This window comes from Lacipirellula parvula (genome assembly GCF_009177095.1).
GTDB classification, from domain to species: Bacteria; Planctomycetota; Planctomycetia; order Pirellulales; family Lacipirellulaceae; genus Lacipirellula; species Lacipirellula parvula.
Map to the genome: position 1 here is coordinate 2015071 of NZ_AP021861.1, position 13424 is coordinate 2028494.

10 protein-coding genes are annotated in these 13424 nt (G+C 61.4%); 9 read left to right on the plus strand and 1 reads right to left on the minus strand.

Going from position 1 to position 13424, the window contains the following annotated elements; all coding sequences use genetic code 11:
* Positions 1-216 precede the first annotated feature (216 nt).
* From PLANPX_RS07785 to PLANPX_RS07815, 7 genes are all read left to right on the plus strand, one after another.
* Complete coding sequence (locus tag PLANPX_RS07785; RefSeq protein WP_152098183.1) at positions 217-963, plus strand: PEP-CTERM sorting domain-containing protein; 747 nt, start codon at positions 217-219, stop codon at positions 961-963.
* 135 nt (positions 964-1098) lie between these two features.
* Positions 1099-2664, plus strand: a complete 1566-nt coding sequence (locus tag PLANPX_RS07790) for a dockerin type I repeat-containing protein (protein ID WP_152098184.1) — start codon at positions 1099-1101, stop codon at positions 2662-2664.
* An 83-nt stretch (positions 2665-2747) separates the two neighbouring features.
* Positions 2748-3848 (plus strand): DUF1559 domain-containing protein, encoded by a 1101-nt coding sequence (locus PLANPX_RS07795; RefSeq protein WP_152101814.1) that lies wholly within the window; start codon positions 2748-2750, stop codon positions 3846-3848.
* A 4-nt stretch (positions 3849-3852) separates the two neighbouring features.
* Positions 3853-4281, plus strand: a complete 429-nt coding sequence (locus PLANPX_RS07800; RefSeq protein ID WP_172991927.1) for a hypothetical protein — start codon at positions 3853-3855, stop codon at positions 4279-4281.
* A gap of 30 nt (positions 4282-4311) precedes the next feature.
* Positions 4312-6027 carry a glycosyl hydrolase gene (locus tag PLANPX_RS07805; RefSeq protein WP_152098186.1) on the plus strand — a complete coding sequence of 572 codons (1716 nt, stop codon included), beginning with the start codon at positions 4312-4314 and terminating at the stop codon, positions 6025-6027.
* A gap of 158 nt (positions 6028-6185) precedes the next feature.
* Complete coding sequence (locus PLANPX_RS07810) at positions 6186-6785, plus strand: DUF2513 domain-containing protein (protein ID WP_152098187.1); 600 nt, start codon at positions 6186-6188, stop codon at positions 6783-6785.
* 590 nt (positions 6786-7375) lie between these two features.
* Complete coding sequence (locus PLANPX_RS07815; RefSeq protein ID WP_152098188.1) at positions 7376-8431, plus strand: SAM-dependent methyltransferase; 1056 nt, start codon at positions 7376-7378, stop codon at positions 8429-8431.
* A 70-nt stretch (positions 8432-8501) separates the two neighbouring features.
* Here the strand turns inward: PLANPX_RS07815 and PLANPX_RS07820 are convergent, their stop codons facing one another.
* Positions 8502-9593: an N-acetylmuramoyl-L-alanine amidase gene (locus PLANPX_RS07820; protein WP_198421856.1), complete on the minus strand. Its 1092-nt coding sequence runs from the start codon at positions 9591-9593 to the stop codon at positions 8502-8504.
* Between the two features lie 669 nt (positions 9594-10262).
* Between PLANPX_RS07820 and PLANPX_RS07825 the strand changes: the two genes are divergently transcribed.
* A complete protein-coding gene (locus PLANPX_RS07825) occupies positions 10263-11081 on the plus strand; it encodes a hypothetical protein (protein ID WP_152098189.1) in 819 nt (272 codons plus the stop codon).
* A gap of 289 nt (positions 11082-11370) precedes the next feature.
* The gene (locus PLANPX_RS07830) at positions 11371-13080 is read left to right on the plus strand and encodes a GspE/PulE family protein (RefSeq protein ID WP_152098190.1); all 1710 of its coding nucleotides are present in this window, start codon (positions 11371-11373) and stop codon (positions 13078-13080) included.
* The last annotated feature ends 344 nt before the right edge of the window (positions 13081-13424 follow it).

Below are 13424 nucleotides of genomic sequence, written 5' to 3' on the forward strand. Positions count from 1 at the left end.
TTAAGTCGTGGTCGGTAGCTGCTGGCAAATCTGCCGGCAGCGGTTAGCGAAGCTCGCAGCTTTCAGCGCGTTCGACGTCCCTTTTCGATTTGTATCGCGTCTTCGTCCGTGGACGGCGTTTCCGACGATCGTCGCTGCAAGCGTCGTTCTCGCGCGCCGTCGCTCATCGTGATCCCGCTTCTTGTGAGCTCTTTTCAATTTAGAGGGAGAAGTCTAATGCAATTGATTCCTCGTTGGACCTTGATCGCCGCACTGGCGGTCGCGTTGTTGCCGGCCGGAACATCGCTGGCTGGCAGTGCGCAGCTTTACTCGTGGGAAGCTGGCCTCGAAGGTTGGACCGCCGCGAACGCGACGCTCGCCAACTCGCCGACGCTCGGCGTGACCGACGGCGCCCAGTCGCTGTTGCTCGATAATCTCACCTCCGGCTTCAAAAACGACGTCGGCGTCGCGACGGTCGGTTCCGGCCCGGCGTTTGCGAGCTGGTCGCAAGCCGCCACGGCCTTTGCCGGCGGTGCGACCGATGTGAAGCTTGAATTCGATTTCAGCTGGGACAACACGAACGCGACGACTGACGGCTTTGCCCAGCTCGGCATGTTCCTCAACAGCACCACCGGCGGCTACACGCAGTACGGCACCGGCGCGTTCATTCAAGGCAATTTGCTGAGCACGTTTCCGATCCTTGGCGCGCAGGCGACGATCGATGGCGTCACGCTCACTTCGATTGGCCAAAATCGCGTCCACGTGGCCGTGCCGTTCGTTTCGGTGGGCGTCGGGCCCGGTTCGTTCTTCCAAATCGGTTTCAAGTCGAACGGCGGTTGGGGAGGCACGACCGACTGGGCGATCGACAACATGAAGGTGACCAGCGCCGCGATTGGCGTCCCTGAGCCGAGCTCGGTACTGATTGCCGGGCTCGCGGCAACTGGCGTGGCCACGGTGGTTCGTCGTCGTCGCCAGATCGCTTAACGAAGCCCTTGCTCTGAACAAGGCTTCTAAAACATCGCGCCGGTTGGCTCGTTTTCTTGGGCCAACCGGCGAATAAAAACTTTTCTCGAACGCAGGTTGCTCGAAACTCACGCAACGACGTAAGGAACGTTCACCATGAAGAAAATGCGAACGCTGTTTCTGGCAGCTGCAGCTCCCTGCCTCCTTCCCGCCGCGACGCATGGAGCAACCGTGTTCCATCAACTAGCGGACTTCGAGAGCGGCGTTCCCGCCTTCTTCGCTCCGCAGAACGGCGCGATTCTTACGCAGTCGACGATCGGTGCGACGCACGGGACTTCGAGCCTGAGCGTTCAATTCACGGATACGCGTACGACCGATACCCGGCCGGACCAGCACATTTACATGGCGATCGACGCGACGAACAACAATTTCGCCAAGTGGCAGGAGGCGGCGACGTTGCAGGTTACGACCAACCGCCAGTTCGCGCTTGCTTACGACATGTACCTCGATTTCGACGGCGGCTCGATTCCCGCCGGCGCCGACCTCTTTGCCTCCGACCTGCGCTACAACCAAGACCCCGATCCAGGCGCGGCCGTGCCGATTCCCGGCTTTCAGGATACCGGGGGCGAGTATGGTCTGCCGACGCGCTACAGCAGCGGGTTTCCGACCTCCGACCGGTTGATGCCGATCGTGATTCCGTTCGACAAGGCCGACAATCCACGCAGCTTCTTTGTGAATCCGAATCCCAGCAACAGCTTTTATCAGCTTCAGCTGGGGCACAAGTACGGCCCGGTTGGTCTCGGCAGCTCGGCCAAGGTCTACTACGACAACTTCCGCATCCTCGAGTACAACACGCCGCAAACTAATGTCCTGTTTTCGTGGGAGACGCCCGATAACCCAGGCACGCCTGAGAACGAACAACTCGAAGGCTGGGGCTTGGGGGCAAGCGGCGCGCCCGGCCACAACCGCTCGATCACCGCGGTCGGCGCCACCGACGGCGCCTCGGCACTTCGCATCGGCACCGGACTCAACGGTTTCACTTGGGGGAGCCAGGTCACTTTCGGCAACCAGACGCAGGTGACGCAACTCGCCGATTCATTTAAGAAGGCGATCCGCGTCGAGGCCGACGTTACCTTCACCGGCGGCGGCGCCTCGACGACCTACTTCAGCTTCTTCATGCATATCTCCGGCGCCGGTCACTTCTATCAGTCGCCTGCCTCGCAGTTCAACGACATCCAGAACCTGGGCGTCGGCGAATCGAAGACGATCACGATTCAATTCAGCATGGACGATTTCCGTGATGCGAACGGGACGCTGCGGCAGATCGGGCTCGATGGCGCCACCTCGCTCGCGGTCGGCATCGGCACGAACGAAGGCGCCCTCAACAACGTGAACATTTCGGTCGACAAGCTGCGCGTCATCAGCGAGCAGGCGGTAGCCGTCGAGACGGGCGACTTCAACGACGACGGCATCGTCAACGGCGCCGACTTTTTGATTTGGCAACGCGGTTTCGGCGCCGGCAGCGGGGCGTCGCTCGGGCAGGGCGACGGCAACGGCGACGGCGCCGTCAACAATCTCGACTTGGCGATTTGGAAGGCCCAGTACGGTTCGCCCGGTTCGACGGTGACGGCTGCCGCCGTGCCGGAACCAGCGACGGCGCTGCTCGGAGCCGTTGCTATGCTCGGCGGCGCTGCATTGCGTGGCAAGACGCGGCGTTCGTAACGGAACAGCTTGCGGGGCGGCGAACGCGCACCGCAATGCTCGTCTGGATAATCTCAGCAGGAACGTGAGAGAGGGGAGGCCACGTGGCGTTAAGCATTCAACTTGAACACCGCTCGCCGCGGCGGCGCGGATTCACGCTTGTCGAGTTGTTGGTAGTCATCGCGATCATCGGCGTGCTCGTCGCGCTATTGCTGCCGGCGGTGCAGGCGGCGCGCGAAGCGGCGCGGCGCAGCCAATGTACGAACAACCTCCGCAACGTGGGGTTGGCCGTGTTGAATTACGCCGACGTCCGCGGCCGGATGCCCGCGGCGGCGACGTTTCTGCCGAAGGGGGAACTCAGTGCGAATCCCGCCCGCGACAACGGGCTGATGTTTAACTGGGCAATCGACATTCTGCCGTACATGGAACAGCAGGGGCTGCACAAGTCGTTCATCATTGATCCGGCGAACGACATCAAGCTGTTCAGCGACGAAAACAAGCTCGCCCGCGGTACCGAGATTCCCATCATGCTTTGCCCGAGCGACGGCGGGCAGGGGCAGCCGTTTCAAGGTTCGGGAGGAAACTGGGCCCGCGGCAACTACGGGCTGAACGCGATGCAGTGGTATCCCAATGCGTTCATGTGGCCCAACATGCAAACCGACCCCTTCTTCGACTTCAACATTGGCATGGCCGGCTTCAGCAACGGCGTCATCAATCAAGGTCAGAAACTCGCCCAAATTACTGACGGTACGAGCAATACGATCATGCTCGCTGAGATGCGCGTCGGCCTTGGCGCCAGCGATCGTCGCGGCACGTGGGCGATGGGACTCTGCGCCTCAAACTACCACTGCCGACACGCTGGCTTCCCGCCGAACGCTTGCGGCGGCGCCGAAGACGACACGCAGGGCGTCGCCGACATCATCAAAGAGGTTGGCGAAGGAACGCTCAAAATGGAGTGCATGCTTCCCGACGCCAGCGTGCCGGATAGCGGCCAGTCGGTTGTTCGCAGTCGGCACCCAGGCGGCGCCCACGTTGCGATGGCTGACGGCAGCGCTCGCTTCATCAGCGACTTCATCGAGTATGTGCAGGTGAGCCTTGGCCCCAAGTTCGACGACACGGAGAACAAAACTTCCGAAAGCAAGTTCGTTGCTTGGCAACGGTTGAACGTCTCCCGCGATGGGATGACCGTGGGAGCAGCACAGTAACGGCATGACACGCATGATTTCCAGGGACGCTTGGTGGGCGCTAGCATTGACCGCGCTAATCGGCTGCGGGTCGGCTAGCCCGTTCGACTATCAGCCTGCGTCGGGAAAAGTCACCTACGACGACGGCACGCCGATTTCGCCGAGCGGCTTCACCATTTACTTCTCGCCGCAAGTCGCCGCCATCAACGCCGAGACCCATCCACGCGTGGCGAAGGCGATGGTCGACGCCAGCGGCAACTTTACCGAAACGACCAGCCATAAGTTCGGCGACGGATTGATTCCGGCCAAGCACAAGGTATTCCTCGATCTTAAACCGGCGAAAGGAGCGAAACCGTTAGTCGCCGCCGCGTACACTGACGTCGAGACGACGCCTCTGGAGGTCGACTCAACGGCCACCGATTTCTTAGAGATCAAAATCCCTCGCCCGCAGTAACTCTACCCACCCAGATCGAGCAGCGTCGACGTGCGAACAGCGAACATCATTGCCGGAGCGTTGGCGTTGGCGTTAGTGACCTGCCTCTCCGGCCGTCTCGACGCGCAGAACTATCGCTACGAGGCGGAATCGTCGCAGCGAACCGGCGTGCAGATGGTTAGCAGCATTCCAGGCTATTCGGGAACCGGTTACGTCACGGGCTTCGACAACACGTCTGACAAGGTGACGTGGCAGGTCGACGTGCCGAACGGCCTCTACGAGATGTGGGTCGGCTACCGCTCGCAGTATGGCCAGAAGGGCTACGACTTCCATGTCGACGGCGAAGCCGGGAGCGGCATGTTCGATCAGTCGAACGTCTTCAAGGCCGATCGCGCCGGCCTGTTCAACCTCCAGAACCCGACGAACACGTTTTCTATTGAGTATGGCTGGGGCTACTACGATCTCGACTACGTCGAGTTCCGGCCGTTCACGCCGCCGACGCTCGCGCCCGTCTCGCCGCAACTAGTCGACGAACAGGCAAACGCGCGGACCAAGTTTTTGATGAATTATCTCACCGATATCTACGGCGAAAAAACGCTCTCCGGCCAACAGCACGAGGTGAGCCAGAACCTGTCGTTCCCGGGGCAGAGCTATCTCACCAAGTCAGGCGGCCTCGTCCCCGCGATCCGCGGCTCGGACTTCATCGAATACTCGCCGTCACGCCTGCAGTTTGGTTCGAACCCGCGCAACGAAACTGAGCAGACGATTGCTTGGGCTCAGCAAACGGGCGGCGTCGTTTCGATGATGTGGCATTGGAACGCGCCGGCCAACCTCATTAATCAATCGGGCGGCAAAGAATGGTGGCGCGGGTTCTACACCGATGCGACAACATTCAATCTACCGGGCGCGTTAGCAAATCCTGCCGGCAACGACTACCAGCTATTGCTCCGCGACATCGACGCGATCGCCGTTGAGTTGCAGAAGTTCGAAGACGCTGGCGTCCCGGTCATTTGGCGGCCCCTGCACGAAGCGCAGGGAGGCTGGTTCTGGTGGGGCGCTCACGGGCCGGACACATTCAAGCAGCTTTGGAACCTCACCTACGATCGGCTCACTGAGTATCACGGCCTCCACAACCTGATTTGGGAATTTACTTCGTCGTCTGCGGAGGGAAACTTTCGCGACTGGTATCCCGGCGACGACGTCGTCGACATGATCGGTCTCGACATCTACACCGATCCCTCGGCGAGCATGAGCGGCCAGTGGTACGACCTTGTCCAAGAGTACAACGGCCGCAAGCTCATCGCCCTCTCGGAGACCGGCACGTTGCCGAACCCTGACGTGATGGACCAGTGGGGCATCGATTGGAGTTACTTCTCCCCCTGGAGCGGATCATTCGTCAATGCATTCACGGCTCAACAACTTCAAGCAACGCTCGGACACGAAGACGTCATCACGCTCAACGAACTACCGATGATGCCGTGGAATGCCGCTGCTCCGCAGAATGGCGATTTCAACGACGACGGCATCGTCGATGGCGCCGACTTGCTGCTCTGGCAGCGTGAGTTTGGGTCAAGTGGCGTGCTATCAGCCGACGGCAACGGCGATGGGGCCGTCGACGCCGACGACTTAGCAATTTGGCGCCAACAGTTCGGCCAGTCGGCCGGCGGGGCAGGGGGACAAGCGACTGTCCCCGAGCCGGCGACTGCCGTGTTGGGCGGCGTTTTCGGTGTTGCGTTTGGCTTTTGCAGCCGCCGATCGAGACGCTAGCAACCGGCAGCGTTGGCCGCACTTATAAGTCGCGCCGCCCTCGCGCCAAGTCGATCTTGACCCATCCGCCGAACTGGGCCACATTCGCACGATCTTGCGCCGGCCGGAGTGCCGCGCTCCCCCCGCATACTTGCTTTAAAGCTCAATGGAGTGACGTGATGAAGCGAGACCTCGACCTGGCCCGGCAACTCTTGCTGGAAATTGAAAACCGCGGCGCCGATTGCTCGGTGAGCGTCCTGCGCAGCGGACCGAACCACGAAGCGGAAGAACGGATCCGTTACCACCTGCGTCTGCTGATCGATGCCGGCCTGCTAAAGGAAGTCGACCGCACTGCGGGCGGCGTGCCGTGCGTCCGCCTGACCGACGCTGGTCACGAAACGATCGAACTCACCCGCAGCGAATCGCGTTGGCGCGATGCGAAGTTCGCCTGCCAAGAACGAACCGGCGGCCTATCGATGGGCGTCATTCGCGACATCCTCGCGCATTGGTCGCTCGATGCGCCCCGCTATCGATCCCGCCGCCGCTACGCAGTCGAAGGTCCGGCGCTCGTCGAAGGTCGCTACCGCGGCCGCCGTTCGCCCTACCGCTTCGAGCCGTTCATTGAGAACGAAGTCAGCGCTATCCTTGATGACGACGTCCGCTATGTTCGCGTCCGTCCGAGCCGCGCGAACGGTTGGCGGTACGAGCCGCTCGAGAGCGATTCGGTGCGCAGCGCCGAGTTCGGCGTCGACGCGACGCTGCCTGATTACTTGCTGTAGCGTTTGCCGTTTCAGATAGCTTTTAGCGTTTCTCACAACCTCAAGCCGTCGCCTCTCCAAGCGAGAGGCGACGGCTTGTCGCATTTTGCGGCGCTGGCGGCATGGCAAGACTCTCAACGCCCGAGGCGAATCGTCGGCAGCCGCAGCGGAGCGTTGGCAATTGCAGAATGGATTCCTAGACAAAATGGGTGGAGTCTGAGCGGACGCTTTGTCGCAGAATTGGCTGATTCGTCGTCTTAGAATCCGGCGTAGACCCTCGCGGTAATTACCACGGGTCCGCTGCTTGTGCCATTCGCGGCAAACCGGCTAGATTCCCTCGCCTCGTGCATCTGCTGGCAGACGGTTTGCCGTACTGATTCCTGGCGGACTTTGGAGCCGGCTGCTCTGCTAATTATTCGCCATGGCTTGGGGACGTTGGCGGCTCCCCCACAGTCATTTCCGCTGGTAGCGATTATGCCGGCTGTCGACCTGTGGTTGGCCGTTTTCTGACTCGTTCATCCAAAACTCTATGTTCCGAACGCTCGTATTCATTTTGTACTAAAGAGGCAGTTTTTCGGTTCCGCCACCGTTGATTCACACCCTGAACCTGTATGCTCATCAAGTTAGCCGAGCGACGGATGCTCCCAGATTCCGTCATTCGGGCCGGTATTCGCAAAGTTCTCGAACGGCGTCTCGCCCGCGAACGCGCCGCTATCCCAGCCGATCATTCCGGTCGCTTGCAACTCCTGCGCGAGCGGTTCGCCTCTGGGCCGATTGCCGAAGGCGTCGAGGTTGCTCTCGCTCAGCAGTACGAAGCTCCCGCGTCGCTATTTCTGACGATGCTCGGGCCATGGCTAAAATACAGCGCAGGCCTTTGGGAGAACCCCGATAGCACGCTCCTCGAATCGGAAGAGGCGATGCTTGCTCTCACCTGCAAGCGAGCCGAGATTGCCGACGGGCAACGAATCCTTGATCTCGGTTGCGGCTGGGGAGCGTTGACGTTCTGGATGGCGGAGCGGTATCCCAACGCCGACGTCGTCGCCATTTCCAATTCGCGTACGCAGCACAAGTTCATCACCGAGCAGGCGCTCGCCCGCGGGCTGATGAACGTGCGGCATGTGCGGATGAACATCGCGGACTTCGATCGAGAGCCGCCTGCCGAGCAGACGGAGCCGGACGCTGAATGGCAGTTTGATCGCATCGTGTCGATCGAGATGTTCGAACACATGCGCAACGTCGAAAGCCTGCTCACGCGGCTCGCAGGCTGGCTCCGGCCCGACGGCAAGCTGTTTTTGCACGCCTTCTGCCACCGCGAGCTGTTCTACCGCTTCAACCTTGACGGCCAATACGATTGGATGGCCCGCCACTTCTTCACCGGCGGCGCCATGCCCTCGGCTGATTTGTTCGAACACATTCACGGCCCTCTGCAACTGCAGCAGAAATGGGAAGTCGCCGGCCAACACTACGCCCGCACATGGCGCGCCTGGTTGGGCAATCTCGACGCGAATCGCGAGGAGATCATCAGGGAGTTCGAACAAACGCAACCGCCAGTCGACGCTCGTCGACAGTTCCAACGCTGGCGGATGTTCCTCATGGCCGGCGGAGAAATCTTCACGTACGGCGATGGCAGCGAGTGGTTCGTTATGCACGCGCTGCTCTCGAAATAGCGGCGCGCTCCGGTCGCCGCGGTCGCGACCGGAGCGTTCTAAATGCCGTGTTTTCCGCTCGGCGGAATCGCTAACTATTCCGCACGCGCACGGCGTCGGCGATCACGTAGCCCGTGCCGGAAGTCCAGCGGCTGACGCCGACGACGTTGTAATCGCCCGCGGCGAGGTTAAACGTGCCGATGTTTCGCCACGAACCGCCGTTGGTCGTTTGGTTGACGGCCACCGTCTGATTGCCGCTGGAAGTGGCGACGATGTACGGCGTCGACGTGTTGTAGCCCGGGTCCGCCGGATACCAGACGTCGACCATGTAGTTGCCGGCGCTGGGAATATTTACCTTGAACCACGCCGTATCGCTGGCGAGGACAGGATTTGCGTAGCGGTAGTCCGCCCCGTTCTTCTGGCTCGACCAACTCGACGTGAGCCAGTTGGCGCTCGCAGTGAAACGTCCGGCAGTCGCGTTGTCGACTACCGTGCTATAGTTTCCGCCCGCGAGCACAGCCGCCACATCCGAGCGTAGCCCCGGCAGCATGCCGTAGAGAATGTTCCCCGGGCAGGCGGTCGCCATGAAGTCGCGGTGGCCGAAAATTTGCGTTGCCGGTAGGCCGTATTGGTCGCAAATGTATGCGCACAAATTAACGAGCTTGTCGTAGAGCGCGGTCGGCGGCGTCGCCGTCGTGTAGAGCCCTTCGTTCTCGATGCCGATGGCCTCGTTGTTGACGTTGCCCGCGCCGACATGGGCGCCGCGGACGAAACTGGTGCCGAGATTCAACCGCTCGAGACTGCGATGGCGGCCTTCCATCGCATAGCCGCCGCGGCTCACGGTAAACTGTTGCCCGGTATCGATCCAGCCGTTGCTATCCATGTGATAGTTCTGAATTGAACGCGCGAGCGAGTAGGCGGCGGCTTGCGTCGTGGCGGTCGTGTTCGAGGTCGCGGTGTGGTGAATGACGATGTACGACGGCTTGTAGCTCAGCACGCTGACCGCTGAACTCGCTGCGCGGGCGCCCCATGCGCTCGTACTGGCAATGCTGGGGTTTGGAACGGCCGCCAGCGCGGGCGTCGCCCGCAGCAGTTCCATGCCGCCGACCGCCGCCGCCGTGCCGAGCGTTACGGCGCCGCGCATCATGTCGCGACGGCTCATCGAACGATTGCACATACACATAGAGAACTCCTTTCAAGAGGCGAGAAAGAATGGAGACCGGTTCGCCGCCCAGCGAGAACGAGAGAATGGCCTGGGAGGAGCGCAAGAAGCATGCTCCAAACCGCGGTCGCGAACGAGCGTTCGCACCAACGCCTGAAACGGCGATAAGAAAAGCGCAGAGTACCGCACACGCAACTCATGTGAATCCTCGGATCGCAGTGAGTCGACGAAGCTCGGTGTCGCGAGACAGGCTAGCGAGTTACGCGGGCGCAGTTCAACATGTTCTTGCGCAAAATGCTCTCGATAATCCGAATTGCCCGCTGCTGCATAGCCACGGCGAAGTGAATATCGATGCGGAGAGAAGTTTTCTAAATTATCCAATAGTCGAGATAGCTCTTTCGGGAACGGCGGAATGCGTGGCAGCTTCGCTGAACCGCCAAGGACGCTAAGAGCGCCAAGGAAGAGAATGTGGGAACCGCCGATGAACGCCGATAGACGCAGATGAAAAGTCAGTTGTGTTCACCCGCGTTTCTCAGCGGTTCAGCATTTTCCGGGGCGTCCGTCGTGCTTGTCGCGTCGTCGTGGCTAGTCCCCCGGAAGGCATTTCTTGCTTTCACGCCTCCAAGTCGGGTAAAACGGCGGCGAGCGAGCACAATCTCATCCCGCAGTCTCCCACCGGCGGTGTCATCGATGCGTATTTCAACTTGCCTTCGTCTTTGCCGTTCCTTCGCGTTCGCCGCGCTGCTTGCCTCAGCATGGCCGTCTGCCCTCCCGGCGGCCGAGACGGCCCCGCAGCAGGGCGACGATCAGCGCGACTTCTCGGCAGAGGCGGCGGCTCGCCACGCCGATCGGTTTGAAGCTCTCCGCGACCCTGAACTGCGCAGGCATTACCTAGACCAAGCGGAAAGCCGCCGCTGGAGCGATTTGGAACGCAGGACGCGAGTTGAATCGAAGCTCACTCCCGGAAGCGGCGAGCTTCCGCCGGAAATCCGCCAGCTGCAAAAATCACTCGGCGGGCCGCAGGTCGATCAGTTCCCTGCGCTCCGTTCAGACGGCTTTGGCGCCCCGTCGTCGCCGTCGCGGAATGACCGTAGCCCGCGGGGCTCGCAGCGGGACGTCATCCGCGCCCTCCGCGACGCTGCCACGCAGCTCGACGCGACCGCCAACCGTTTGGAGCAGCTCGATCTCTACCGCCAAGCCGATGGCCTCCGCCATCAGGCCCAGCAGCTCCGCATCGACGCCCGCGGCTTCGGCGGCGATCCGCAGACGACGCCAACGCCCTCGACGCCGACTCCCAGCTCTTGGGAGCAGTGGCCGACTTCGCCCGCACCGGCGCCCGTCCCACAGCCAGTACTGCTGCCCGACGCCGTCCCCCAGCCTACCCTCAACACGATTCCCACGCCGGCGCCAACGGCAGACCCGCGCATTCCGGACGACCAACCCAAGCCGCAACCCCTGAACGACTCCCCCGCAAGCTCGCCAATCGCTGAGCCGGAGCTTGAGGATTAACCGCTCCAGGGGCCGTGGCATGGAGTCTCCCTCGGATTGGTCGCTTAAGCGACCAGTCCTGCAGCGCGCGACGACTTCAACCGTTCCACGCCTTCGCACGCCGTTCGGCATTGATTGACTTTCCAATCCCGCCCCACTAGCCTAAAAGGTTACAGGCGGGATGGTTACGCGCTCTCGGCGATCGCTGGGGACGCGCACTCCGCCCGCTCTTCGGGTCGATTCGCGGCCGTCGCGGCCGCACCGATCCTGTCGATTCGCTTCCGGAACACGCAGCAGAGAAGAAGCCGCCATGGCCGATCGATTCGGGGATTTTCTCATTAAGAAGGGGATCATCGGTCCCGAACAGCTCCAAGAAGCCGAGACGGTCGCCAAGTCGCGCCGGCTGAAGCTGCAAGACGCCATCGTGCAGCTCGGCTACGCCAATGGCGAGCAAATCGCCAAGTCGCTGGCGAAGCTCCACGGCTACGAATACTACGACCTCAACAACGTGCCGATTCCCCCCGCGGTGGTTGAACTCGTGCCCGAATCGGTCGCCCGCGAAAACGCCGTCATCCCGTTCTCCGAAGAAAATGGCGCCCTGAAGGTGCTCGTCAGCGATCCGCAAGACTTCGAAACCTTCGACAAGCTGCAGTTCATTCTCAATCGCAAGATCGAGATCGGCGTCTCCACGAAGGAAAGCATTCTCGAAGCCATTAACCGCAACTACGGCCAAGTCGACGGCGAATCCGCTGACTCGATGTTGCAGGAATTCACCGACACGGCCATCGACTTCACCGAAACTGAAGACGATACGGCCAGTGATTCCGACGACGTGGTCGACGAAACCAGCGCCCCGATCGTCCGGCTCGTCCAGCTGATGATCGGCGAAGCGGTCCAATTGCGGGCCTCAGACATTCACGTCGAACCGTTCGAAGACCGCGTCCGCATCCGCTACCGGATCGACGGCATGCTGGTCGAACGCGACAGCCCGCCGCGGCGTCTGCTCGGCGCCCTGCTGAGCCGTATCAAAATTCTCGCCAAGATGGACATCGCCGAACGCCGACGCTGCCAGGACGGCCGGATCAAGATCACGGCCGGCGGCAAGGAACTCGATCTCCGCGTCAGCATGTTGCCGACCAACCATGGCCAGTCGTGCGTGATGCGGCTGCTCGATAAGGACAACATCAAAGTCGGCGTCCGGCAGCTTGGTCTTTCCGAGAAAGACTTCAAGACGTTCAAGAATCTCATCCGCCGTCCCAACGGCATTTTGCTCGTCACCGGCCCGACCGGTTCGGGCAAGACGACCACCCTCTACGCGGCGATGAACGAGCTCAATCGCCCCGATCGCAAGATCATCACCGCCGAGGATCCGGTCGAGTACTACCTCCCAGGCGTTAATCAGGTAGAGGTTCGCCACAACATCGGCCTCGACTTCGCCAAGATCATCAAAGCGATGTTGCGGCAGGCCCCCAACGTCATTCTCGTCGGCGAAATGCGCGACCACGAGACGGCGTCGATGGGCATTCAAGCGTCGCTCACGGGCCACTTGGTGTTCAGTACGCTCCATACGAACGATGCTCCCGGCGCCATTACCCGTATGGTCGACATCGGCGTCCCGGCCTATTTGGTGGCTGGCAGCGTCGTCGGCGTCATGGCCCAGCGGCTTGTCCGCGTTAACTGTGCCAAGTGCAAGCAGCCGTTCACTCCCTCGCAGGCCCAGCTCGACATTGCGGGAATCACGCCCGAACAGGTGGCGGGCGCTACCTTCATGAAGGGCGTTGGTTGCTCCCATTGCGGTAAGAGCGGCTACCGCGGCCGGATTGGCATTTACGAGCTGATGACGATGACCTCAAAAGTCCGGGAACTTTCGTTCCAGGGCGCCTCGACGCTTGAAATCCGCAAGGCGGCCGTCAAGCAGGGGATGACCACCCTCTACGACGACGGCATCCTGAAGACCCTCCAAGGGATCACGACGCTGGAGGAAGTCTTCCGCGTCTCGAAACGCGAGCAGACGACCTAGTCGTTGGCGGAGGGTTCGCCGCAACACCTCTAGCCCCGGGTTCCGCCCGGGGGTGGGCCTCTATTACGGTGGACGTCGTCCCTCGCAATGTCACCCCCGGGCGGAGCCCAGGGCTAATGCGCCGCTGCAACCTGCGCGGCGGCTGAAGGGCGGCATTCCACCGGATTAAACGGCCTTTCCCAGGCTTCGCCAAACGGCATTATCCTCTTGAAACTCTTGAGTTTACCACTTTCCCCCGACATAATGCCTAGGTAGGCGCAGAGCAATTTTGAGGGGGTGGATCGAGGAGCGTGGAGACCCGTTCGGCCGGAACAGCCGACGCGGGACGCCTCTCTTGCCTGGGC